Source organism: Kibdelosporangium philippinense, assembly GCF_021390435.2.
In the GTDB taxonomy this organism is placed as follows: domain Bacteria; phylum Actinomycetota; class Actinomycetes; order Mycobacteriales; family Pseudonocardiaceae; genus Kibdelosporangium; species Kibdelosporangium philippinense.
The window spans coordinates 1,986,481-2,010,173 of sequence record NZ_JAJVCN010000002.1 but is presented as its reverse complement, the minus strand read 5'-3'; the positions used below and the strand labels follow the sequence as shown (position 1 = coordinate 2,010,173).

General features: G+C 64.4%; 23 protein-coding genes. 12 read left to right on the top strand and 11 right to left on the bottom strand.

The genetic code is table 11. From position 1 onward, the window contains the following. Positions 1 to 73: 73 nt before the first annotated feature. The gene (locus LWC34_RS28135; protein ID WP_233728915.1) at positions 74 to 808 is read left to right on the top strand and encodes an N-acetyltransferase; all 735 of its coding nucleotides are present in this window, start codon (positions 74 to 76) and stop codon (positions 806 to 808) included. A gap of 254 nt (positions 809 to 1,062) precedes the next feature. After that, positions 1,063 to 1,254, top strand: a complete 192-nt coding sequence (locus LWC34_RS28130) for a hypothetical protein (protein WP_233728120.1) — start codon at positions 1,063 to 1,065, stop codon at positions 1,252 to 1,254. Between the two features lie 6 nt (positions 1,255 to 1,260). Here LWC34_RS28130 and LWC34_RS28125 read toward each other — a convergent pair whose 3' ends face one another. The 3 genes from LWC34_RS28125 to LWC34_RS28115 all read right to left on the bottom strand — a co-directional run bounded on the left by LWC34_RS28125 (position 1,261) and on the right by LWC34_RS28115 (position 5,777). After that, entirely contained in the window at positions 1,261 to 2,520 is a 1,260-nt protein-coding gene (locus LWC34_RS28125; RefSeq protein ID WP_233728119.1) for a ricin-type beta-trefoil lectin domain protein, read from the bottom strand. A gap of 178 nt (positions 2,521 to 2,698) precedes the next feature. After that, positions 2,699 to 3,211, bottom strand: a complete 513-nt coding sequence (locus LWC34_RS28120) for a lytic polysaccharide monooxygenase auxiliary activity family 9 protein (RefSeq protein WP_233728118.1) — start codon at positions 3,209 to 3,211, stop codon at positions 2,699 to 2,701. A 175-nt stretch (positions 3,212 to 3,386) separates the two neighbouring features. After that, positions 3,387 to 5,777 (bottom strand): glycoside hydrolase family 95 protein, encoded by a 2,391-nt coding sequence (locus tag LWC34_RS28115; RefSeq protein ID WP_233728117.1) that lies wholly within the window; start codon positions 5,775 to 5,777, stop codon positions 3,387 to 3,389. Between the two features lie 129 nt (positions 5,778 to 5,906). On the opposite strand from LWC34_RS28115, the gene LWC34_RS28110 reads away from it, so the two are divergent. Next, on the top strand, positions 5,907 to 7,118 hold the full coding sequence (locus tag LWC34_RS28110; protein WP_233728116.1) for a threonine synthase: 1,212 nt from the start codon (positions 5,907 to 5,909) through the stop codon (positions 7,116 to 7,118). 15 nt (positions 7,119 to 7,133) lie between these two features. Here LWC34_RS28110 and LWC34_RS28105 read toward each other — a convergent pair whose 3' ends face one another. From LWC34_RS28105 to LWC34_RS28095, 3 genes are read right to left on the bottom strand one after another with little or no spacing between them, the layout of a single operon-like run. Then, the gene (locus tag LWC34_RS28105; RefSeq protein WP_233728115.1) at positions 7,134 to 7,862 is read right to left on the bottom strand and encodes an imine reductase family protein; all 729 of its coding nucleotides are present in this window, start codon (positions 7,860 to 7,862) and stop codon (positions 7,134 to 7,136) included. A gap of 19 nt (positions 7,863 to 7,881) precedes the next feature. After that, positions 7,882 to 8,442, bottom strand: coding sequence for a TetR/AcrR family transcriptional regulator (locus tag LWC34_RS28100; protein ID WP_233728114.1), 561 nt, complete (start codon positions 8,440 to 8,442; stop codon positions 7,882 to 7,884). A gap of 8 nt (positions 8,443 to 8,450) precedes the next feature. Beyond that, positions 8,451 to 8,891, bottom strand: a complete 441-nt coding sequence (locus LWC34_RS28095) for a helix-turn-helix domain-containing protein (RefSeq protein WP_233728113.1) — start codon at positions 8,889 to 8,891, stop codon at positions 8,451 to 8,453. A 226-nt stretch (positions 8,892 to 9,117) separates the two neighbouring features. Between LWC34_RS28095 and LWC34_RS28090 the strand changes: the two genes are divergently transcribed. The 7 genes from LWC34_RS28090 to LWC34_RS28060 all read left to right on the top strand — a co-directional run bounded on the left by LWC34_RS28090 (position 9,118) and on the right by LWC34_RS28060 (position 16,132). Then, positions 9,118 to 10,950 carry a selenium-binding family protein gene (locus LWC34_RS28090; protein ID WP_233728112.1) on the top strand — a complete coding sequence of 611 codons (1,833 nt, stop codon included), beginning with the start codon at positions 9,118 to 9,120 and terminating at the stop codon, positions 10,948 to 10,950. Between the two features lie 3 nt (positions 10,951 to 10,953). Next, on the top strand, positions 10,954 to 12,600 hold the full coding sequence (locus tag LWC34_RS28085) for a hypothetical protein (RefSeq protein ID WP_233728111.1): 1,647 nt from the start codon (positions 10,954 to 10,956) through the stop codon (positions 12,598 to 12,600). Between the two features lie 20 nt (positions 12,601 to 12,620). After that, positions 12,621 to 12,806, top strand: coding sequence for a hypothetical protein (locus tag LWC34_RS28080; RefSeq protein WP_233728110.1), 186 nt, complete (start codon positions 12,621 to 12,623; stop codon positions 12,804 to 12,806). Positions 12,807 to 12,818: 12 nt separating this feature from the next. Next, positions 12,819 to 13,013, top strand: a complete 195-nt coding sequence (locus LWC34_RS28075; RefSeq protein WP_233728109.1) for a hypothetical protein — start codon at positions 12,819 to 12,821, stop codon at positions 13,011 to 13,013. A gap of 61 nt (positions 13,014 to 13,074) precedes the next feature. Continuing rightward, positions 13,075 to 14,319: a YeeE/YedE family protein gene (locus tag LWC34_RS28070; protein WP_372496603.1), complete on the top strand. Its 1,245-nt coding sequence runs from the start codon at positions 13,075 to 13,077 to the stop codon at positions 14,317 to 14,319. 142 nt (positions 14,320 to 14,461) lie between these two features. Continuing rightward, positions 14,462 to 15,517: a transcription termination factor Rho gene (rho, locus tag LWC34_RS28065; RefSeq protein WP_308200142.1), complete on the top strand. Its 1,056-nt coding sequence runs from the start codon at positions 14,462 to 14,464 to the stop codon at positions 15,515 to 15,517. Between the two features lie 9 nt (positions 15,518 to 15,526). Continuing rightward, positions 15,527 to 16,132 carry a hypothetical protein gene (locus tag LWC34_RS28060; RefSeq protein WP_233728108.1) on the top strand — a complete coding sequence of 202 codons (606 nt, stop codon included), beginning with the start codon at positions 15,527 to 15,529 and terminating at the stop codon, positions 16,130 to 16,132. Here the strand turns inward: LWC34_RS28060 and LWC34_RS28055 are convergent. Further along, positions 16,051 to 17,037 (bottom strand): GlxA family transcriptional regulator, encoded by a 987-nt coding sequence (locus tag LWC34_RS28055; RefSeq protein WP_233728107.1) that lies wholly within the window; start codon positions 17,035 to 17,037, stop codon positions 16,051 to 16,053. The genes LWC34_RS28060 and LWC34_RS28055 overlap by 82 nt on opposite strands. 163 nt (positions 17,038 to 17,200) lie before the next feature. Between LWC34_RS28055 and LWC34_RS28050 the strand changes: the two genes are divergently transcribed. Continuing rightward, a complete protein-coding gene (locus LWC34_RS28050) occupies positions 17,201 to 17,563 on the top strand; it encodes a DJ-1/PfpI family protein (protein ID WP_233728106.1) in 363 nt (120 codons plus the stop codon). Here the strand turns inward: LWC34_RS28050 and LWC34_RS28045 are convergent. From LWC34_RS28045 to LWC34_RS58180, 4 genes are read right to left on the bottom strand one after another with little or no spacing between them, the layout of a single operon-like run. Further along, a complete protein-coding gene (locus LWC34_RS28045) occupies positions 17,528 to 17,899 on the bottom strand; it encodes a response regulator (RefSeq protein WP_233728105.1) in 372 nt (123 codons plus the stop codon). The genes LWC34_RS28050 and LWC34_RS28045 overlap by 36 nt on opposite strands. 38 nt (positions 17,900 to 17,937) lie before the next feature. Beyond that, positions 17,938 to 18,576 (bottom strand): response regulator transcription factor, encoded by a 639-nt coding sequence (locus LWC34_RS28040; protein ID WP_233728104.1) that lies wholly within the window; start codon positions 18,574 to 18,576, stop codon positions 17,938 to 17,940. Beyond that, on the bottom strand, positions 18,573 to 20,243 hold the full coding sequence (locus LWC34_RS28035) for a sensor histidine kinase (RefSeq protein WP_233728103.1): 1,671 nt from the start codon (positions 20,241 to 20,243) through the stop codon (positions 18,573 to 18,575). Before LWC34_RS28035 ends, LWC34_RS28040 begins: the two co-directional genes overlap by 4 nt. Positions 20,244 to 20,288: 45 nt before the next feature. After that, positions 20,289 to 22,205: a GH36-type glycosyl hydrolase domain-containing protein gene (locus LWC34_RS58180; RefSeq protein ID WP_233728102.1), complete on the bottom strand. Its 1,917-nt coding sequence runs from the start codon at positions 22,203 to 22,205 to the stop codon at positions 20,289 to 20,291. Positions 22,206 to 22,224: 19 nt separating this feature from the next. Between LWC34_RS58180 and LWC34_RS28025 the strand changes: the two genes are divergently transcribed. Beyond that, a complete protein-coding gene (locus LWC34_RS28025; RefSeq protein WP_233728101.1) occupies positions 22,225 to 23,691 on the top strand; it encodes a PA domain-containing protein in 1,467 nt (488 codons plus the stop codon). The last annotated feature ends 2 nt before the right edge of the window (positions 23,692 to 23,693 follow it).

Here is a 23,693-nt window from a genome sequence, read left to right as displayed (position 1 = left end):
CATACTCACGGTAGTGATCGACATCCCCCGGATGACGGTATCCGGACAGGCGTCATTTCGTTTAGCTATGGCTATGCAAATAGTCGATCTCGCGTCGCGCCCCGACCTGGCCGAGGCCGCGCTGAACCTTGGCGACGTCGGCGGCCAGTTCATCTACGCCGGAATGAGCGGCAAGATCATCACGGTCGAGCGGTTCCTGCGGCACTGGGGTCAGTACTTCCTGATCGCGCTGGAGAACGACGTTCCGATCGCCCGTACCCTCTCGGTCCCGCTCACCTTCCCCGCCGACGACCGCACGGAGCTGCCCGACCACGGCTGGGACGAGGCGATCCAATGGGCCGCGCAGGACAAGATGGACGGCCGCGCGCCGAATGCCCTGTGCGCGTTGGAGGTCGTGATCGACCCGGCGCACCGCGGCAGGCACCTGTCGTCGGAGATGCTCAAGGCGTTGAAGGCACGCGCGGCGGAAACCGGGCTTTCGAAGCTGATCGTGTCGGTCCGGCCGATCGGCAAAGAGGACGAGCCGAAGACGGCGATGGACGAGTACGTCAATCGCCGCCGTCCCGACGGCCTGTTCGCCGACCGCTGGCTGCGCACGCACGAGCGGCTCGGCGCCAAGATGATCAAGATCTGCCCGTTCGCGGTGACCATCTCCGGCTCGTTCGCGGACTGGCGGGAATGGGCGGGCATCGACCTTGTCGACGGCGACAACCTGTTCCCCGGTGGCATCGCGCCGATCATCGCCTCGGCTGATCGGAACTATGGCGTCTACGTGGAGCCGAATGTCTGGATGGAACACCCGATGTAGGCAACGCCCGATGGTCGAACGCGGCCGAGCCCAGCGCTAGCCGCGCCCGTCCCGCCGCCGAACACCCCCCGAACATCCCCCACCGCTCCCGGGGGGCGTCCCCTGGCCAGTCTATCGGTGGGGGGTGATCGGCGGCGTGTCGCGGACCGGCTGTGGATAACCGGATTTGCCGATGATCCCTTCGGCTCGATCTCGATCCGGATGAACGTCACGTCGCCGAGTTCGGCCAGCCGCTGGTCGTACACAGCTTTGCGATGCTCGCGGTCCAGGCACTGTCGTGGGCCAAACTCGTCGATTTTCGCTTCGAGGAAGTTTCCTGCCGCGCCGAACAGGAAGAGGGCAACGAACTCGTTGCCCTCTTCCCCTGCTTCGAACGGTGTGGTGAGAAAGAACTGCCTGCCGTCCGCGGTCTTACCGATGTGCTCGGCGTGGTCGATCGCGACTAACGCAGGTTAGGCAGGCAAGCGCCAGATCTGGTTGGCGGACGCGAAACAGTCCCAGATGGTCAGTCGCGTGCCATCGGCGCTCGAATTGTTCTGCGCGTCAAGGCAGCGGCCGGACAACGGATTCCGCAAAGTCCCGTTGCTTTGGGCTTCCCAGACTTGGGCACCGGTGCCATTGCAGTCCCAGAGTTGGACCAGGGTGCCATTCGCCGTACCGCTGGAAGTGATGTCCATGCACTTGCCCAGCGCCTGAAGCGTTCCGCTTTGCACCGTCCAGCGCTGAGCGCCAGTTCCGTTGCATCCCCACAGTTGGATCGGGGTTCCGTTGGCCGTGTTGGAGCCGCTCACGTCAACGCATTTGCCGCCGATACCAGTGATCTGGCCGACTCGGAGGCCTCCGCCGCCGCTGGTCAGGTAGTGGCTGTTGGCGACGTTCCATCGGGTGGCCAGGTAGCTGCCGGCTGGCGGGTTGGTGTGGAAGTAGTCGTCGCCGTTGCAGTCGATCTGGTTTTCCGGCGCGTTGGCGCACTTCAGGACCAAGTTGCCTGGCGGGTTGGGGATTCCGCCGTCGTTGTAGCACATGATGTCCTGGTCATCCCAGCAGTGACCGTGCAATGTCGCGTTGGGAGCACTGCGTTGTACGGCGCCAAGCGTGTGCAGCAGTTCGTGTGCGCTGGCTTGCCAGGTCCAGCAACCGGTTCCCATCATCGCGTAGTGCGGACCCGCGTTGTACGGGTTGTTCGCGCCGGGGCTGTCGTTGCCGCCGTTGCCGAACGCGAGGCCGCATCCGCCTGTGTCGTACCAGACCAGGTACTTGCGGTCGGATCGGTTGTAGCCTTGGGCTTGGATGGCACTGGTGATCGAATCCACTGATGCCATTGAGGATTGCGCGATCACGACGTTGTTCACCACAGCGCGGCAACTGGCATCGTGGACGTACCTGACGTGCCGGACTCCGCCGCCGAGTCGGGCCGCCGCTTCCACGAAGACGTCATCGATCTGGCTGGCAAAGGTTTGAAACTGCGCAGCAAACTGTGCGTAGCGGTCGGCTTGGCCGTTGCCGCGGACGTAGACCGCTTGGACACGTTTCCCGCTGACGCCATCGCCGTCACACACCGCCGACTGAGGTGTGACAAGGCTCGGCATCACTGATGGCGTACGGAAAGAGTCCGGAAGTTGTTCGGTATCAGGAGGTTGTGCCACCGATGGGACGGCAGGGGCAACCAGGACGCCGAGTAGCAACAGGGCGCCCGAAAGCAGAGATCTCATGCGGATCTGCCTTCCAGTGCAGGGGAGGGAAGGTCTAGACCAGTCCGCATCTTAGGGGCGATGATCGCGCACTGTCACTGACAAAAACAGACAAGGCCGCTGATCGTTGATCAATCCATTATGGATAGTTAACGGCCCGGTGGCGTGCGCTCGCCACCGGGCCGTAACCTTCTCTTGCTTACCTGATGTTCACGTCGATGCACACGTAGAAGGCGTTCGCCGTGTCCGCGATGTTCCAGATGGCGAGCAGCTTCTGACGACCACGGGCGCTGCCGAGGTTCACGTTGTGCGTGACAGTGCCGCCCGGCTGGGCGCCGCCGTCGTTCTTCGACCACACACGGGTTCCACCAATGAAGTATTCCCACGTGCTGGTGCGGTGGCGCGCGGTGATGGTCCAGGTGAACGTCTGGTTCGGGCTGACGTTCTGGACCTGCCAGCCCTTGCCGTCGTTGTTCAGCTCAGCGAACCTGCCGACGTTGCCGTGACAGTTGCGCAGACCCTTCGGGCCTTCGACGCTCTGCGGCTCGTACTTGATCTCACCGCACGCCACTGTTCCCGCCCGGCATTGCTGCTGCCGACTGGCCGGGCTGTTGATCCAACCGTGCGCACTGGCGGTTCCCGCGGGGAGAATCACGGTGAGCAGCGGGGCCAGCAGTACCGCGACCACGGCCGCGATGAACTTGCGCTTCATATTTCAGCTCCTCTTCACGACGAGCTGCGGTCCGGTGTCGCGCGCCGACCGGGCCCCTTGAAGCGTGGGAGCCGATACCAAACACAAGACCTGCAGGGGTTTTGTGGTCTAGACCATACTAACGTCCGACGAATCGGTCAAGAGATGTCGAATATCCCCAGCTACCTGGGGTTGTTCACGATACCGGGACGATCAGGTATTCGCCCTTGTTGCGAGTGGCGAAACTCAAAACGTCACCGTCAGTAGTGTGCGGCACGAGCTGGCCCTGAGAAAAGACGCGCACTGCATTGCGGAACATTGAACTGCGAACCTTGACAGCGTCCCCTTTTCCGGTCAGCAGCCTGATCTGAGTCGGCGCGCCGGACTGCCACGTGACGCCGACTGTCACGTCTCCCCTGGCTCGCAGCCCGTCGACCCGACCGTCCGGCCAACTGCGGGGCACTGCGGGCAGCACGTCGATCGCGCCAAGATGGCTTTGCAGAAGCATTTCCGTCGCGCCTGCGGTCGCCCCGAAGTTTCCGTCGATCTGGAACGGAGGATGCGTGTCCCAGAGATTCGGCAACGTGCTTGTCTTCAACTGATCGGCAAGCAGCTTGTGCGCGCGGTCGCCGTCGAGCAGCCTGGCCCAGAAGTTGATTTTCCACGCCTTGCTCCAGCCCGTTCCGGCGTCGGTCCGCGCGTTCAGCGAAACCTTTGCCGCCTCAGCGAGTTCCGGCGTGGTACGGGGCGACACCTGCTTTCCAGGGTGCAGCGCGAACATGTGCGAGACGTGCCGATGGGTTTCGTTCGGGTCATCGATGTCGGCTTTCCACTCCTGCAACTGGCCCCATTTCCCGACCCGCAGGCCAGGGTCGAGCTTGCCGAGAACCTCGGTCGCCCTGGCCGCGAAATCCTTGTCACCAACGATCTTCGCCGCCTCTAGGACATCGGTGAACAACAGCCAGAGGATCTGCTGGGACATCGACGCGCCCGCGGTGTGCGGGCCGATCTCCGGCGAACGGCTCGGCAACGCGACGAGCTTGCCGTCCTTCGGATCGGTCTGCAGGAACTCCAGCCAGAACTGCGCGGTCTCCTTCATCACCGGATACGCCTTCGTAGCAAGGTATTTGCTGTCCAAAGTGAACCGGTAGTGGTCGTAGAGCTGGTCGGACAGCCAGGCACCGGATTCCGGGAAGAAATACGCGGGGTGATCCCACGCGCCGGTCCAGCCGTAGATGTTCGAGGCGTGGTGGGCCACCCAGCCTTGCTTCACGCCGTACATGTCCCGCGCGGTGACCCGGCCGGGTTCCCGCAACGAGTCGACGTATTCGGCGAACGGCTCAGCCGTCTCAGCCAGATTCGTGGTGTCGGCTGGGAAGTAGTTCATCTGGATGTTGATGTTCAGGTGGTAGTCCGCCTGCCATGGCGGCGCCTCCAGCACGTTCCAGACGCCTTGCAGGTTCGCGGGCAGCGAGCCCGGCCTCGACGAGGCGATCAACAGGTAACGGCCGTAAGCGAAAAACAGCTGTTCAAGCGCTCGGTCGGCGGCTGCGTCCGTGCCGTACGCGGCGAGCACATCGTCGGTTGGCACGTCCGGCATGCGGCCGCCGAGGTTGAGCGAGACCCGCCCGAAGAGTTCCTGGTAGTCGGCAACGTGCCGGAACTGCAAGATCCCGAAGCTCTTGCGCTGCGCGGAGTTCACGGCCAGCGTGACCCGTTTGTGCGGATCGTCGCCGCGATACTTCGGGTAGTCGTTGGCATAGTCAGTGCCTGCCGCAAGGACAAGCGTGACTTCGTTCGCTCCCGCTACGGACACCGAACCATCCGCGTTGTCGGTCCGGCTGCCGCCTTGGTTGTTCACCTGCGCCTGGGTTTCGTAGCGCAGTCCGTTGCTGGCGAGGGCTCCGGTGACGGTGATCCGACCTTTGCTTGCCGCGACCGTGCTCGTTCGGTTGGCGGGGACCTGGATCCGGGTGTTCATCGTGATCTTGCCGGGCCGATCGGCGCTGATCCTGGCCACGAGCACGTCATCCTTGGCCGTGGCGAAGTACTCGCGGGTGTAGCGCACGCTGTCGGCAACGTAGGACACCTTCGCGGTACCACGGGAAATGTCCAGCTCACGCCGGTAGTCGGTGAACTGGGTATGCGGGAACGCCAGACGCAGGTCGCCGAAACTCTGGTACGCGCCAAACCGCCGGTGCCGTGGCGTGTCGGACTTCAGGCCGAGCGATGCGAGTACGTCCTCCGGCTTGACCTGCCCCTCGTTGATGACGCGCTGCCGGATCGCTTCGAGCGCGCCTGGCCTGGGCTCCGACCAGTTGCCGTAGTTGTAGTCCGAGACGCCAGGGCCGCCGGTCCACAAGGTTTTCTCGTTGAACTGAAGGCGCTCGGCCTGCACACCACCGAAGACCGTGGCACCCATGGCGCCGTTGCCGATCGGCAGCGAACGCGTCTCCCAGCCTTGGTTGGTGTCCGGCGCTGGTTCGTCGTACCAAAGCACCATGTCGCGACCAGGATTTGCCTCAACGACCGGCACGGGCACGGTCATCAGCACCGCGGCCAGTACCAGAAGACTACGTCGTCTCATGCCGAGCTCCCGCCAGTTCGCTCGATACATCGGAGGTGTGTCGCACCTTACCCACACCATGTCCCGATTTGCTAGATAGAGCTCCGACCTCTCTAGTAATTCGGCGATCGTCCAACAACAATGAGGATCATGGCCTTCAGTCATCTGTCGCATTTGGACTGTGCGCGCTGCGGCACCCGCTACGACGCCGACGAGATCAACAACCTCTGCACCTGCGGCTCTCCCCTGCTCGCCCGCTACGACCTATCCGCCGTAACCGTCGACCCTGGGGATATCGCGCAGCGGGAACCGACTTTGTGGCGGTACCATGAAGTACTTCCGGTACGTGAACGCGTGATCAGCATGGGCGAAGGCATGACCCCACTGCTGCCGTTGCCCGCGTTGGGGAGCGAGCTCGGCGTCCCGGGTTTGTTGATGAAGGATGATGGCCTGATCCCGACCGGATCGTTCAAGGCACGCGGCGCGGCGGTCGGCGTGTCCCGCGCGGCTGAACTCGGCGTCAAGGCATTCGCCATGCCCAGCAACGGAAACGCGAGCGCCGCGTGGACCGCGTACGGCGCCAGGGCCGGAATGCGCAGCGTCGTGGCCATGCCGGAGTCGGCGCCGCTGATCAACCGGACCGAATCCGCGATCACCGGCGCGCAGCTGTACTTGGTACGCGGGCACATCGGCGACTGCGGCCAGATGATCGGCGCCTTGATCGCGCGATCCGGTAGCGCTTTGTTCGACGCGTCAACGTTGAAGGAGCCGTACCGCATCGAAGGCAAGAAGACGATGGGGTACGAGATCGTCGAGCAACTCGGCTGGCGTGTTCCCGACGTGATCGTCTACCCGACCGGTGGCGGTGTCGGCTTGATCGGGATTTACAAGGCACTGCTGGAAATGCGTGAGCTCGGCTGGATCAGCGGCCCGCTGCCGCGCCTTGTCGCCGTCCAGGCCACCGGCTGCGCCCCGATTGTTGAGGCGTTCAAGGCTGGCGCCAAGGTCAGCGAGCCTTGGCCGAACCCGAAGACCGTGGCCTTCGGCATCACAGTACCCAAACCACTCGGCGACTTCTTGATCCTGGATGCCTTGTACGCCACCGAAGGCACAGCTGTCGCCGTCGAAGACGCCGACACCCTTGCCGCACAAGCCTTGTGCGCACGGCTCGAAGGCACGTTCATCTGCCCGGAAGGCGCAGCGACGCTGGCTGCCGTGCGTGAACTCCGCAACTCGAGCTGGATCAAGGAAAGCGACGAGGTCGTGGTGCTGAACACCGGCGCTGGCGCCAAGTACCCCGCCGATGTCGACGTCCCGATCCTCAACCCAGGCGACCCCCTCGTGAGTGGTTATGCGCGTTAGAACGCGCATAACCACTCACGAGGTCTGACCAGCGCGGATTACGTTTACCAGGCTCGCGAAACTCTCGCGGCCATGTCCTGCCGCTATCCCTCGGGCCGTCAGGGACTGGATCAGCCTGGGCAGACCCGAGTCCAGGCCGCGTTGCTCGGTCGCCGCGATCAGGTGCCGCATCAACGGTTCGTCGAGCTCAAGCCATTCCTCGTCGCCGGGATACCGTCCGGCGTCGATCTGACCGGCGTAGTCCTCGATGACGTCGACGACCGTGCTCTTGAGCCATTGGGTCAGCAGCGGCGTAAAGGTTTTGGCCTCGACATCCAGCAAAGCCGCGGTCTGCAGGTAGCCGATCAGCGTTGCCCACGCGAAGTTCAGCATCGCGGCGTCGTACAGCGACGCGGTCCCGGGATCCGGTCCGAGATAGATTGCCGAGCCAAGCTGAGCAAGCGTTTGCTCGTGGCGCGCGAACACCTCGGCGGATCCACTGTAGACAAGGACGGTCTCCGGCAGGCCAACGTGTTCCGGATGGGCCATCAGGGCGCCATCCAAGTACCTGTCGGGGAACCGTTGCGCTGCTTGGACAGCGTCGAAGCTGGTCCCGGACGTGAGGTTGACGATGTCCACCCCTGCGGGCAGATCCGGGATCGACGAGTAGTCCTCGACGCACACGACAACCAAACCCGACACCGGGTCCAAGGCGTCCGCGATGGCCTTGGCACGGGCATTCGCCCCGATCACTACCGTTCGCACGTAACCTACATTATGTAGCTTAGCGCCCGGCCGCAAGCCTCTTCACGATCAAGCTCGCCGTCGCGATCGCGTCGGCGCGGGAGATCCGCCGATCCGCAGCCGCCCTGGCGAGTCCTTCGACCGCGCTGAGCATGCCCGTCAACGCGGGCAAATCCAGCCGGGCGAACGGTTCCAGCGCCGCCGCGAATTCCGCGATGTAGAAGTCCCTCGACTCCACCAAAACCTTCCGGGTCTCCGGGCTTCCGTTGAGCGCGGCGAAAACCTCCTCACACTCCTCACCCGCGTCCACCACGCCGTCGACGTACGCACTCGCCAGCACGGAAGCGACGGCTCCGAGCGACCGGGCGCGTTGCTCAAGGCCCGCATGCATCGCCGTCACGATCCGCTGGTCATAGTCGCGATAGAGCTCGACCAACAGGCCTTCCCGCGTCCCGAAGTGGTCGTACACCACCGGCCGCGTCACGCCTGCCTTGTCCGCGAGCGTGACCAGGGTCAAGGCGTTCGTTCCCTCGGCGCGGATGATCTCCATCGCCGAGTCCAGCAACTGCCGCCTCCGGTCCGCCCGACTCAACCTGCCCATACATCCATTTAGCCATAGGCGCGGCCACAACAGACGCAGCGACCTTCGCCCGCCAGCGCCCTGGCCTGCTTGAGCTGGGCCTGCTGCCAGTTCTGGCGCCATCTGCGGGTTTCGGCTTCATGCTTGGCCGCGAGCGGCCCATCGTCCCGATATGTCGCCAGGGCGCGGACGAACGAGAGCACGAACTCCACCTTCGGCAGGCGTTTGCCGTTCAGGACCTCACTGATGGTCGACGGCGACAGGGGATGGCCGCCGGTCTCGGCGGCCAGTTCGCAGATCCTGGTATAGCTGGGTTTACCGCACTTGATGTGTAAGGCACGCAGGCTTTCGGCGAACTCATAGGCGTGATGGGTCGGCACGGAACAGATAATGGCAAGCCCGATATCCGTCATTGTTCGGCTTTGTTCGGCGATATTCGACGCGATCACGATCCGTGACGGTCCAGTCATCCCATCAACCAGCCATGTTGCCGTATATGCACTGCCAAGGCACCATTTGACTACTCCATTCGGTTGAAGATTTGATGTGCTGCCCGGCGTCTCAGACTGTGGTCCGCTTTGACAGTCACGCTCAGCCATCGGGACCATTCCGCCGGTCACAGCTCGTGCGTGGCATCCGAATACCACTCACGAGTAATTCGCGCGCTCTTTTCCCGTGAATGAACCAGGAGCTGTCATGTGGTCGAATTCGCCGAGATGGCGAAAAACCGTGATCGGAGCCGCGGCGAGCCTGCTCGCCGTCGGTGCCCTGACCTACAGCGGGGCGAACTCGCCCGCGTACGCCGACGTGAAAACCTTCGTCGACTCGGCGAAAGGCTCGGACGGCAAGCAGTACTGGGTGAAGAACCACTTGGTGACCAGCCAGCTCAAAGCAGCCGAGGACGGGCAGCGCAAGAAGTGGCTGCTGGTGTGGGCAGGCGACGAGAACATCGCGGACACCTTGGTGAAGGACCTCAAGAACCTGCCGGGATCGTTGGCAGGCGGCCTCGACAAGGTGACGAATGCTTTGCCAGGCCCGGACTTCCTGGCTGTCATCGACGCGACCGAAGGCTCACCGGCGTACGGCAAGGTCGTGAACACCGCGACGGTCGGCCCGCTGGTGGAGAACGAGCCACACCACATGCAATACGTGTGGCACAAGGGCGACACCATCTACGCGGGCGCGTTGTTCGCCGCGGCCACGTACACCTTCGACGTCAGCGCGCTGCCTGAGTTGAAGCTCAAGGGAATCAGCCTGCCGACCAACACCCTCGGCGGCTCAGTCCCGGACGCCTACTGGACGTTGAAGGACGGCACGGCCTACGGCACGTACATGGGTGGCCCGGTGGTTCCCGGTCCGCACAGCTACGCCAACGGCCAGACGGTCGTCGGCAACGGTTTCGCGGGCAGCCCAGGCGCGCTGATCAGGTTCGACCAGACCGGCAAGGTGCTGTCTCAGACATCGGCCGCGACACCGCAGGGCGATAACGAGAAGCTGTGCGCGAACCTGCCCAGGCTCGGCAAGCCGTCGTGTGCCAACCCGCACGGCATCCAGGCGCGTGAAGACCTGAACACCTTGGTTACCAGCGATTACGCGGAGCCGCGCAACATCATCCTCGACCCGGTCAAGGCGCCATCGCCGTACCTGCGTCGGCCGACCGTGCGCACGTGGGACATCTCCGAGCGGGATAAGCCGAAGCTGCGCGCGGTTTCGTATCTGCAGGACGGCCCGCGTGCCGACCCGGCCGACCCACTGCACCAGGAAAGCCGCGCGGTCATGGAGACAACCGTGACCAACCTGCCTGGCCACAAGGGTGCGTTCGCCCAGACCATGCAGGGCGGCGCGGTGCACTACACGCCGGACATCACGGCCCCGAACCCGAAATGGGTCGAGGTGTTCGACGATGGCGCGGCCAACAAGGCGATCCACCCGGCCAACGACTCGAACGGCGGCGGCTCGAACGGCGGCTGGATCCAGACGAGCCCGGACGACAAGTACCTGTACCGCGCGATCTCCGGGCGCGGCAAGGGCGCACTCGGCCCGAACGACCCCGGCACAACCGGCGGCGTGTACGTACTGGACATCCAGAAGCTCCTTGCCGCGGGCACGAACGTCAAGTGCAAGATCGACACACTGGATGAAGCCCGCAACGGCGGCGCCGAGGCGGACTGTCCGACCGTGGCCGGTGCCGTGCCGATCAACCCCGGGCAGCCCGCGGCAGGCCCGCACTGGGGTGCGTACGACAACTTCACGCTCGGCGAAGACGGTTTCTACCACGAGACCAAGTCGCCGGAACGGCTGGCGGTGTCGAACTACTTCGTCGCGCGAACCGGCTTGGATGGCGATCACAAGGTCAACATGTTGAAGCTGGGCAAGGACGGCAAACTCACACTGGACACGGCGTTCAAGGACGAGTTCAGCGGCCAGCCGGGCATCAACTTCAACCGGAAGCAGTGGCCGCACGGCGCCTTCGGCAACGCCAAGCCGCACTCGGAGCTGTTCGTGATCGCGGATGCGGATGTGAAGTAACCCATGGAGCACTCGCACGGCGGTGTCGCCGTTGCCGTTGAGTCGACCAACTGGCCGTTATGGCTGCGATTGGCACTGTTGTTGACTACGGGCTTGGTCGCCGGAATCGGTCTGGCACAGTCAGGTGAGCTGTCCCGGCGGGTCCGTAACGCTGTGGTTCTGCTCGCGGCTGTGTCTTCGGCGCTGGCACTGGTGTCCATTGTGGCCGTCGGGGTCAACGTGTTCGGCAGCTTGGCACACGTCGTCCTGGTCAGTGCGGTGCCGCTGCTGCTGGGCAAACCCCGGTTCGCTCGTTGGGCGGCAGCGGCATTGGTTGTCTTGGTGGTGGCCGAGACCGCCGTCGAGGGCTCCTTGCTCACCGACACCGCGTACATCGTCGCAGCGGTCGCTTGGTTGGGTTATGCGTTGCTCGACCGTACGCGCCCGGTGTGGTTGTTCGGCGGTGTCTTGGTGGTCGCGGGGCTGATCCGGTTGTTCACTTCCGGATTGGCCCTCGACCGCCGGGTTTTCACGACTTCGCTTGGCTTGGCGCTGTTGGTTGTCGTGCTCTTGCCGGTGGTCGCGTTGCTGATTTCCCGTAAATACACGGCCGGTGTGGTCGGGGCCGCACTCGTGGCCTGGGGTGCTGTCGCGGCCCTTCCGGTTCCGCCATCGCTGCCGATTCCCGGTGTTCCTGTGCTCGTGACGGCATCCGTTGCCGGAAAAAGGATCCCGGTTCTTGTTAGTCCACATCGGCCTGGGCGTAATCTCGTGCACGTCCCGGCCAGTGCAGGTTCTGTGCAGATCACTATGGACGGACGTGCGGTCAATGCCGCGCCTCTGGGTGGCGCCGAGGGTTCATGGGCCGAGGTTGACCTGCCTCCGGGCCGTAGCGAAGTGGTACTGACCAAGGATTCCTCGTCGACTTCGGTCGATGTGGACACTGGCTCCGGGCCGCCCCTCGCGACAGGAGTGGACGGTCCGGAGTGTGCCAGTGCCGCGTTGGGCGGCCTACTTACGGGTCGTCGCGAGGTCCTGGAACGCTGCCCATCCGACGCTCTGTCCGATGAGGACGCTGAGGCATTGCGCAAGGTGGTCTCGTTCCTGGATTCTCGCGGTGTCCAAGGAATCACTTTGGTCGAGGACAGTTCGCCGCGGAGTGTTCGGGCCGCTGCGGTTGTTCGTGATTCCGCTTCGGCCGCCGGGTTTCGTATCGACGCGGACCCACGGCAGGACAGTGCATTGGTGGCGGTATCGGGCTGGGCGGTGGCTTCGAGCATGTTGCCCAAGGTTGCCGCCCAACAGGCCGAGGTTCCGGTGTATCCGCACGGCATCTACGTGGCGCCTTGGCTGCTGAACACTCCCATTGGGACGTCCGTGACCACGTTCTCCGTGCCGTTGCGGTTCGACCCACGTGAGGAGTCGGCCATCGCCTACGCGGTGACGGTTGGCAACCAGTTCGGCGGCGAAAGCCCAACGGTGTCGGGCTTTCGAGCATGGCGGGGGTCCTCAGTGGATGCAGGGCTGCAGATCTATGCGGTTGCCCAGGTGACCGCGATGCCGATGGGCCCCGGCGAGGTACACGCGCCCGGAATGCCGATGACCGAGGAACTGGCTGGCCAATGGATAGCGAAAGCCACGGTAGTTCCCGTGAGTTCATTGCTCGACTAAATGCCAGACAAGGAGTAGTTATGCGCAAAGCTCTCATTCTCGCCTGTTCCGTCCTCGCATTGAGCCTTGCTACTGGTGGCATCGCTGCCGCTGATCCGATCTGGGTTCTGCCCGGGGTGGATCTCGGCGGCGTGCTCGCTCCCACCACAGGCCTGCCTCAGGCCATCGCCCCGGTTTTCGACCTGCTCAAGCTGGTCGGCGGCTGAAAGGAATCCGTTATGCGCAAGACCGTTGCCGTGGTGGCGGCCATGGTGGTGCTCAGCGCCACACCCGCTATGGCCGATCCGGTGATCGTGGACGAACCGGACACCAGTGATTTGACCAATGTGTGGACATTCGCGCCACTCGGGGTACCCGTGTTCGGACTTCTCCAATCGATCATCAAGGCACCCAACGGCATCATCCCCAACTAGGAAAACCCCTGGGTCCCAACCGCCTCCGTGCGGCTGGGACCCATCCAGAGTGGAAGTCCCGGTGAGTACCGAAACACAACTGTTCCCCACGTTATGCGCGGCACCCGTGCCACAGCCCGCGGAGCCGGTACGGGTCGTCCCGCTCGCGGTCGCCGGAGTCCTCGCCGCCGGATTGACCTGGTACGTCTGGGCTTGTTTCGGTGCCAGGTTCGCCGTACTCCTCATCATCGGATTAGGCCTGGGTTTGGCGCTCTTCCATTCCCGGTTCGGTTTCACTTCCGCGTGGCGCCAACTCATCGCGGTCGGCAACGGCCAGGGTCTGCGGGCGCACACGCTGCTGCTCGGTACAGCGGCCACCTTGATCGCGTTGATCATCTCGACCGGATCCGGCTTGTTCGGTGCGGTCCCGCAAGCCACCGGTGGACCACTCGGGCTCGCATTGTTCGCCGGTGCCGTGTTGTTCGCGATCGGGATGCAGCTCGGAGGTGCTTGCGCCTCAGGCACATTGTTCGCTGTCGGTTCTGGACAGTCGACGATTGTGCTGACACTCGGCGGTTTCATCGGCGGGTCGATCATCTACACGTGGGCTTTCCCACTGTTCAACGGCTGGCCCGCGCTGCCGGGCATACTGCTGGCCGATCACGTTGGCTGGCTTGGATCCTGGCTGATCACGATCGGCGCCCTTGTTGCCATCGTGTGGATCACGAAGCTGGTACAGGCCCGGCGTAACCCGCCTCCGGCGGACGTCGTTCCAACCGCGCACGGAATCGCCCGCGTTTTCCGTGGCTCATGGCCGATTCTCGTCGGCGCGGTCGTGCTGGGTGTACTGGCAGCAGCAGTTTTCCTGGTTTCCGGCGGGATCTGGGGTGTCACGTTCGCGTTCGCCTTGTGGGGCGGGAAGTTGCTGCAGTTGTTCGGGTTGCACCCGGAGGCGTGGGAGTTCTGGCAGAGTGCGTCGAACGCCAAGGCCTTGGCCGCGCCGATCTGGGTGGACAAGACCAGCCTTACCAACATCGGCATCATGATAGGCGCGGCGATCGCGGCAGCCGCGGCGGGCGCGTGGAAGATCCACAGCCAGATCCCGTGGCGTACCGCGTTGGCCGCGGTGCTCGGTGGCGTGCTGATGGGGATCGGTGCTCGGCTGGCCGGTGGCTGCAACATCGGCGCGTACCTCGGCGGTATCTCGGTCGGCAGTGTGCACGGCTGGTTGTGGGGACTGTTCGCGCTGGGTGGGACGTGGATCGGGCTGAAGCTGCGGCCGGTGTTCGGCCTGGCCAACCCCAAGCCGTCGGACAGCATCTGCTGAATGGTGTTGCACCCCGGACGGTGAGTGGGTAACCTCCGGGGTATCCCCTCCGGTGGATGCAGGCAAGCGTGCCTCCCACGGAGAGTCTTTCAAACCTTTCGCCGGACGTCCATCCCGGCATACCCACACCTGAGGAACAACCATGCACGAAACCACCGGCATACTGGACATTGTGGACAGTAAGGGCCACATCCGCGCGGAGGGTTACCTGCCAAGCCCGCACGATGTCCAAGTCCCGATCGGACTGATCCGCAAACACGGCATGCGCCGTGGCGACACGGTTTCCGGCGTCGCTGACGGCCAGAAACTCACCGAGGTCCTGCTGGTCAACGGCCTGACACCGCGACCGCGACCCGAATTCACCGACCTGGTCACGGTGCATCCGGACTCCCGCCTGAAGCTGGAGACCGAGCCGCACCTGTTGACCACCCGCGCCTTGGACTTGCTGATGCCGGTCGGCAAGGGCCAGCGCGCGTTGATCGTCGCACCCCCGAAAGCAGGCAAAACCACTGTCCTGCAAGCGATCGCGCACGGCATCGCGAAGAACCACCCGGAGTGTCACCAGATGCTCCTGCTGATCGGTGAACGTCCCGAGGAAGTCACCGATTTCGCCAGGGCCGTGCCCGGCGAGGTGATCGCCGCGACCTTCGACCAGCCACCGCGTGAGCACGTCGCGATCGCCGAACTGGCCATCGAACGAGCCAAGCGCCTTGCCGAAGCCGGTCAGGACGTAGTCATCACCATGGATTCGCTGACCCGGCTCGGACGTGCGTACAACTTGGCCGCACCGAAATCCGGCCGGGTGATGAGCGGCGGAGTCGACTCAGGAGCCTTGGTGCAGCCGAAACGACTGCTCGGCGCGGCCCGCAACCTGGAAAAGGGCGGCTCGATCACCATCTTCGCCACCGCGTTGGTGGACACTGGATCGCTGGGCGACAGCGTGATCTTCGAGGAATACAAGGCAACTGGCAACGCGGAGGTCCGATTGGACCGCGCATTGGCGAACAAGCGCGTCTACCCGGCGATCGATCACGGCCAAACCAGCACGCGCCGGGAAGACCTGCTGCTCACGCCCTTCGAGAACGCCACAACCCGGCTGTTGCGGCAAGCCTTGCACGGCCGTGACATCAGTGTGCTGCTGGACAGCCTGGCCCGCACGCAGACGAACGAGGAGTTCCTGCGGCAGCTTCGCAAGTAGTATGGATTCATGTTCCTGGAAGGCACCCGGTCATGGCGTGTGAGTTCCGGCGATTCACACCACGTCGACGTCGCGTTGTACGTCCGGGATGCCCTTGCCCTGTCCGTGGAAACCCGGCCGCACATACCCAGCCTTGACCCGTCCGTGCCCATCTTCATTCCCGATGGCATCGATCGAGCCGCCGTCACGGCCGAATGGCCTGGTTGGTGGGAAACAGTTCTGGAATGGCCGCGAACGGAAGTATCCGCAGAGCAAGAATTGACGTTCGGGCCTTCGTTCGACACGTCGCCTGCCTTGGCCAATCGGCCCGCGCTTCGAGCAGCGATCGCCGCGCTGACTGAGCCTGGCGGGATGTATCGGTCCGCGGCGGCCCGAGGCCTGACTCGCCCGTCATCGATGCCCATCGGTGAAGTGGTCAGTGAGCTGGCCAAGGAACTCGGCCGTCCGGTACGGCCGTTCAACCTGGAGATCACGCAGATAAGCGTGGCCGAACCGATGTGGGAACTGCTCACCGAGTCCCATGTCCTTGCGTCCTACCGGTTCACGGAGTCCAGTGCCGTGGTTCCCGCACTGCGCGAAGTAATCTCGCGACTTGCTTGGAAGGCAGCCCGGTAGTCCCGTGGTGTGGTGCCGACATGTTTGGCGAAGTGGTGCCGCAGGGTCTCCGGCGAGCCGAAGCCACACGACTGAGCGACCCGATCGACCGGAATCCCGGTTGTCTCAAGCAGTTCACGAGCCCGCTGCAGCCTTCGATCAAGCAGCCACCGTAACGGCGTAGTCCCCGTCTGGGCCCGGAAACGCCTGGAAAGATAGCGGGTACTCATAGTTGCCCGTGCCGCTATGTCCGCAATGGTCAGCGGATTGTCCATATTGGACTGCATCCACTGTAGAACTGGCGCCAGGTCATTGGTATCCGCCGCAGGCTCGACATGCTCGATGAACTGGGCCTGGCCACCCGGCCGTTGCGGCGGCATGACGATCCCTCGCGCGGTGGTCGCCGCGACGGCCGCGCCATAGTCGAGACGGACCATGTGCAGGCAGAGGTCAAGGCCTGCGGCCACTCCCGCTGATGTGAGGATCTGGCCCTCGTCGACGAACAACACCGACGGGTCGACCGTGACCTCAGGGAATGTCTTCGCCAGGTCGTCAGCCACGATCCAGTGCGTGGTGGCTTTCCGGCCGTTGAGCAGTCCGGCATAGGCAAGGACGAACGCGCCCGTGCAGACCGACGCGATCCGGGCCCCACGGGCGGCGGCGTCCCGCAGCAGTTTCAGAACCGCCCGGGACGGCTCCTTACCAGGCTCGATCCCCGGTACGACCAAGGTATCCGCGTCTTGAGCGTCCTTGAACGTGTAGCGCGAGGAGACACGGAAGAACTCCTGGCCGTGCGCCGTCGCCCGGACCGACCGTTCAGCGCACACGCGGACTTCGTAACCGGGCGTCGTGCCGAACACCTGGCACGGGATCGTCAACTCGAAGCCCACGACGCCATCCAGCGCCAGAACCGCAACCACGTGCATATGGCCGGATATTACGCATCGCATCCGAGGCATTATGGCCACTGTTGCGTGGCACACTCCGGCCCCAAGAATCGGACCATGTTTCGTGTGCACACAGTGCTGTACGACGGCGTCGAGCCACAGGACTTCATCGGCCCCACAGCGCCTTTACAGATCGCCGCCTGTGGACCGGGAAGCCAAGCGCGGCGCGATCGCCGAGGCGGTCCGGGGCGCCAAACTCCTCGGATCCGTGTGCACCGGAACGATGCTGCTCGGCGACCTTGTCGTGGGGCGCCCGTGCACGACCTTCTGGGCCGCCAAGGACGACCTTAAAGCGCGCGGGGCTCACGTCGTGGACAGCCGAGTTGTCGACGACGGCGACCTGATCACCGCAGGCGGCGTGACCTGCGGAATCGACCTCGGCCTTTGGCTGGTCGAGCGGCTGTTCGGGATCGAAACGGCACTGCTTGCCCAGAAGATCATGGAATACGAGCGCCGCGGGCCAGTGTGGCTAAGCCGCGACAATCCTGCGCAACTCGTCGGCTGACAGCTGGGCCTTTGCCAGAAATCCGGCCGCCGACGACCGCGCGATGGCATCGCCGTACTCCTCTTCCTCCCGGATCGAGCAGAAGACGACGACCAGGTCGGGGTGTGCCGCGTGCAGCTGGCGGCAGGTCACGAAGCCGTCCTGGTCGGGCAGGCCGATGTCGAGCAGGACGACGTCCGGTTTGACCTGGGCCGCGGCGAGCAGCGCCGCGGCCCCCGTCCCCACCTCGGCCATGACTCGGTAGCCGCCGGCCTCCAGAACAGTGCGGGCGACTGACCTGAAGGCAGCGTTGTCGTCAACGATCAGCACGCCGCCCACCCGGTCAATGTCCCGCATACGGGCATTCCCGCACATCAGGGCTATCCCTGAGATCTTCACTCCAGAAAGGCCAGTACCGCCAGCACTCTCCGGTGATGATCGGCGGCGTCCGGCAAGTTCAGCCGCTCGAAGATCCGCCGGACATGGGTCTCCACGGTCTTCGCTGCCACGTGCATCTTCGCGCTGATGGCCGAGTTCGAAAGCCCTTGTGCCATCAAGGAAAGGACCTCGCGCTCACGTACCGACAATGCATCGACCCGGTGCCGGGGCTTGGTGAGCATCGCGTTGACCACCTCCTGGTCGAACACGCACCCACCCCCAGCGACCTGCCGGACGGCATCCAGGAAATCAGGCCCGGAAGCACGATCCTTCAGCAAGTACCCGACGCCACGAGCACCGCCCTCGACAAGGTCCTTCAGGTGCGCGGCCTCGAGGTACTGCGACAACAGGAGCACGCCGACATCCGGGTGGTCGCGACGGATATCGACCGCCGCATGCAGGCCTTCGAGCTGATGGGTCGGCGGCATCCGGATGTCCACCACAGCGATGTCCGGACGGGTCGACGAGACCATCGCGCGCAAACCGGACGGGTCTCCAGCCTGACCAACAATCGTGAATCCGTTGGTCTCCAACAACTCGGCCAAGGCCGCACGGAAGAGCCGGGCATCATCGGCGAGCACGACCCGTAACGTCATTCGGTCTCCAAAGGCAAAACGACCCGGACTGTTGTCCCATTGGACGAGCTGTGCACGGTCAACTGACCGTCCGACGCGAAAGCCCTGTCCCGCAAGCCAAGCAGCCCGGTCCCTGCACTGAGCGAGGCCCCGCCGACTCCGTCATCGGCGACTTCGAGGGACAGCGAGGACGTGCACGACACAGTGATCCGGATGGTCTTGGCTTTGGCGTGCTTGAGCGCGTTGGTCACAGCTTCAGCTGCGACATAGTAAGCGGTCGCCTCGACCGACGCGGGCAGACTGGGCAACAAGCCGACGGAAACCGCGACAGGCTGCGGTGATCGGGCGGCCAAGGCTCGCAGGGCGGCGCCGAGACCGGCCTCGCTGAGCACAGCGGGGTGGATTCCCCTGGCCAGTTCCCGCAACTCGCGCAAAGCCTCCTGGAGTCCTTCGGAACTGCGGGTCAGATAGGAAACGAGCTTGGCGTCCTTTTCAGAAAGATCCGTGAGACGTTGCTGTGCCAGCTTCAGCAGTAACGCGACCGTCACGAGCTGCTGCTGCGCGCCATCGTGCAGGTCACGCTCCACACGGCGGCGTTGTTCATCTCCCGCCGCAACGATTCGCGCGCGTGACGCCCGTACCTCAAGAAGCTGAGCCCGTACCTCGGCGGCGAGACGTTGGTTGTCGAGCTCCAACGCGGCCGCGGACTTCACGGCCTCAAGCACATGACGGTCGTCGCGCAACGCAGGGTCGTGGAGCAACGCCGCCACCTGACGGCCGTCGCGAACCACAACGGACACCGACTGCGAAGGGGAAATGGTCAAAGGTTGGCCCTCTAGATCGACGTAGTCGCCGTTGTCCTCGCGGTAGTACGCCACACGTAACGACGGGTCGCCGAGCGCTTTGGCTAGGAGGTTCTGGAGTTCGCCCGGTGACGACCGTGGCAACTGGACAAGCAGGTCCGCGACGTTCGTACGACCGAGCCGGATCCGCCACACCCCAGCAAGGAACGCCAACGGCAGCAGCAGGATCGCGGCGTGGCCGATGTCGCTGAGCAGCTGCACGTTCAGGATCGGGCCAAGGAGCGACTGGGTGGCCCCGAGCAGCCCGGTGAGCACGACCGGGGCGAGCACTCGGCGCGCCGGGCGGGTCGCGGTGAGCCAGCGGACCGCCAGCACGACCAGAACCATCGCGCTGACCACGGCCTGGATCGCGTCGATCACCTCGCGGACCCAGTACACCGGCCAGATCAGCAGCAGGTTCTCGATGATCGTCGGGAACGCGACCGTGCTCAGCGGGACCAGCCCGAACACCGCGACGTAGCCGATCGTCACCATCACGCGGTCGATCCGCGATCGCAGCTCGCCGGTCGGGAACGCCAACACCAGGTGCAGCAACAGTCCTGTGGACGCCGAGCGCAGCAGCAGGCCGATCGTGTGCGTCAGCGGGTCGATCGAAACCTGCAGGTCCTCGGCGAACCAGCCGATGCCGACAAGCACCATCAGCAACCCGGTCCGGTTCTCGGGTTGACGCCAGTGCGCGATCAACCCGGCGATCAGATACAACGCACCGACCGTCCCGGAGAACAGTGTGGTCGTCGACGTGTCGTGTCTGCCGGACGCGCTCAGCACGAGGACCATCCCGCCAAACAACGCACCAGCCGCCGCGAGCGCGGCGATGAAACGCATCGACAGGGCTGTCACATCCGGAACTCGCCGTTGGTCTTATCGGTGTTACCGAACATTCGGGTGAAAAGTTCCGCCAGTCAGGCGATCTTGGCGACCAGGTTCTACGCCGAGCAACCGTAGATACGCCAGCAATGGCTGTGAGTGACTGTGCACGTTGGCGACCGGGTACGCCTGCATCGCCACGCCCATGTCCGGCATCGCCCAGGTCTCACCGGGACGGTCGCTTTCCGGCGGCAGGTACGCGTCCGGCCCCGACAACGTGCCTGACCAGATGTCCGGGTACGCGGCGGCGTGCGTGTGCAACGTCATCCGGCGCCATTCGTCCCACGCCATCGCCGGGTTGTGCCGGGCGGCTGCCCAGATCAAGGTCATGTTGATCGAGAACCAGATGGCGCCCGGCCTGCGGACTCGTGCGCCAAGCGGGGATCCGGTGCGGCAGGTGTCGTCGATCGTCCGGAGCAGGTCCCTGGCTTGCTCGGGTTCGGCCGCGCCGGACAGGATCGCCCACGGCTGGACCTCCAGCCACAGGTCGTCGTCACCGATCGGGCCGGTCCCGTACGCCCGCCGGAACCATCGGCCGTTCCACTCGTCCGCGACTCGCGCACGCAGGTCGTCCGCGAGCTTGCGGGCCTCAGCAGCGGTCTCCGGGTCCGCGATTTCGGCGTAGACAGGCAAAACCCACGCGGCCATCGCCGAGTTGAGCACGGATTCACCGTGCTCGACCATCCATTCTCTGTCCATTCCGGACTCGACGATGGCGAGATCGTTCCAGTCCGCGTTCAGGATCCGGACGTGCCCGCGTTCACCGAGCCCGACCTGGTCGACGAAGAACCGGAACTGCCTGCGCAGGTGCTCCCCCAACGGCACCGGTTCGGCTTGGTGGACCGGGTGATACGGCGCAGGTTCGGCGAGCGCCCGCGTGTCACCGGTGGCCGAGACGTACTCCGCGCCAAGCCACAGCGCCCAAAGATTCTGGTCCGAAGGCCGGAACAGCTGTGTCCACGGCTGTTTGCGGCCGTCGAGCGCGTACGGTAGATCACCATCAGGGCTGCCCCACGCGCATGTGTTGCGTAGCACGGACAACGCGAGGTCTGGTGCAAAGTAGACCAATGGAAGCGCGTGCTGCAAAGGATCTCGGGCGGCGCCATTGAACCCGTGCCGGAACGAATACGCCGACCCTTGGTCCAAGGTATGGCCGCCGAGCACGCCGTCGACGCACGCGGCCCCGGTGAGCATCGCCGCGTGCCAAGGAATCTCGATTTCGGCTTCCGGCGCATAGCCGGAACTGGCTTTCGGCAGTCGTTCACGCAGTATTCGCAGGCTGTTGACGTAGACGTCCGTATCCACTTGGCCGTCGTCGATTCCGAAGCGAAACCACACGGTTGTTGTTTCACCTGACACAAGATCAACTTGGTGTTCCACGGTCAAGGGTCCGTCGGTCGTCGCGGCACTGAGGCCGCCGATCTCTTCGAGCACCACCGAGGGCAGGTCCGGCGGCGCTTCTCCACGTGGTGGCCCGAATTCGAGGTTGACGAGGCGCTGCCGGACTTCCCAGCGCTCGGTCAAGGTCGCCTGTAACGCGGTCTTGCTGGTCACGTCAACCTTGATCAACACCCATGGCGATTCGCCTTCCGGGCAGAGCACGGTTCGTTCCAGCACAACGTTGTCGTCTGTCTTGGTCACGCGTAAGAACGTCGGGCCAAAAAGGATCTCCGGCGCCGCGTCGAGGCCCGAAAGATCGCTTTCGCCGGTATGTTCGGCGATCCAGCGGCAGTCGACGTATTCATCCCATACGCCACAAAGCCCATCGCAGTCGGCCACCAGGGTGATCCGGCGATTGCCCAGGTGGACGACGTTTCGTGTGGACACTGGATCGATCATCGGATCCCACTGCCGCGCCTTGGCCGAGTAGGCGAAAGCGGGCAGATCCTCGGCACGAGTCCATTCCCCGAACGCGCTCACACTGCCAGCATTGCATTTCATGCGAGCAACTGTCTGCGCCCTTGTGGCCGTTCTGCTCACGCACACCGTCACGGCCGCCAACGCCGCCGCCCCGGATCCGGGTTGCGCGACCGTGATCGACTCGAACGCGTTCACCACCGAAGCCGAACTGCGGCAGATGAACGCGACCATCGCGGGCTTCGGCCTGCGCACCACCGCGAGCCCGGCACACCGGCGAATGGTCGACTGGGTCGAACGCCAAGCCCAGCGGCTGCCGGGGATCAGCACACGATCGGAGACTTCCAGGATCCGCCGCTGGCTGCCGGTCACTGGCGACCTGGCGTCGACCGGGCTGCTTTTCGTTGGTGGCCAGCGGATCCCGATCGCTGGCGCGATTCCTTACACCGAACCGACGCTGTACAGCTCCGGAGAACTGATCTACCTCACGGATCCGATCACGACCGCGAACGCCCGCGGCAAGGTCGTCATCCGCGACTTCCCGGCCGTTGACCGCGGGTATCTCGCCGAATCCTTGCTGAACAAGGACCTCGTCGACGCTGGGAACGCTGGAGCCGCGGGTTTGATCATCGCTTTCGACTTCCCGCGCGCGCAGGTCCGCGGCTATTACGAACCGCACACGGGCACGCATTACCGCGTTCCCGGGGTGTTCGTCGGTGGCGCGGAGGCCCAGCAACTCAAGCAAGCGGTTGGTCGTCGAGCGAATCTCGCGATCCTGGCGGTCCGGGACCAGGCGACCACTCGGTCGGTGATCGCGACCTTGCCGGGACAGAGCACGGAAAAGATCGTCTTCGACACGAACACCGACGGCAATACGTGGGTGCAAGAGAATTCCAACGCGGCATTGCTGGCGCTGGCCAAGTACTTCGCGCACCAGCCACTGCGTTGCCGTCAACGCACGATCGAGTTCGTGTTCGCCACCGGGCATCTCCACCGCCCGGCAGAGGGAACGGAGTTGTACGCCCGCAAGCTCGATGCGCAATACGACGACGGCACAGTTGCTTTCGCGTTCGCTCTTGAACACCTCGGCACCCGCGAGTACGTCCGCGTCGGCAAGGAACTCCAGCCTTCGGGCCTGAGCGAGGTCTTCGGCTGGTTCGCTGGCAGCCCGGTTTTGTCTGCCGCTGCCCAGAACGCGATCGCACGGCACGGCCTTGACCGGGTGTTCGTGCTGCCGGGTATCGACCTGCCGGTGCCTGGCCGCGTACCGCCGCAGTGTTCCTTCGGTGGCCTCGGCACGCATCTGCACAGCCACTTGATCCCCAGTATGGCGATGATTTCCGGCCCTTGGTCGCTGTGGGCGCCGTCGTTCGGCTCGCACGCCATCGACTTCGCCCGGATGCGCGCCCAGACCCTCGCGGCCGGTGACACGGTCCTGGCCTTGGCCAACGTGCCTCACGCCGAGATCGCTGGTCCTTATCTGGGCTATCGCCAGGCCCGCGCTGGCGGGGCGCCCACGTGCTCACACGAGCTGCCGCCGGACGATTGACA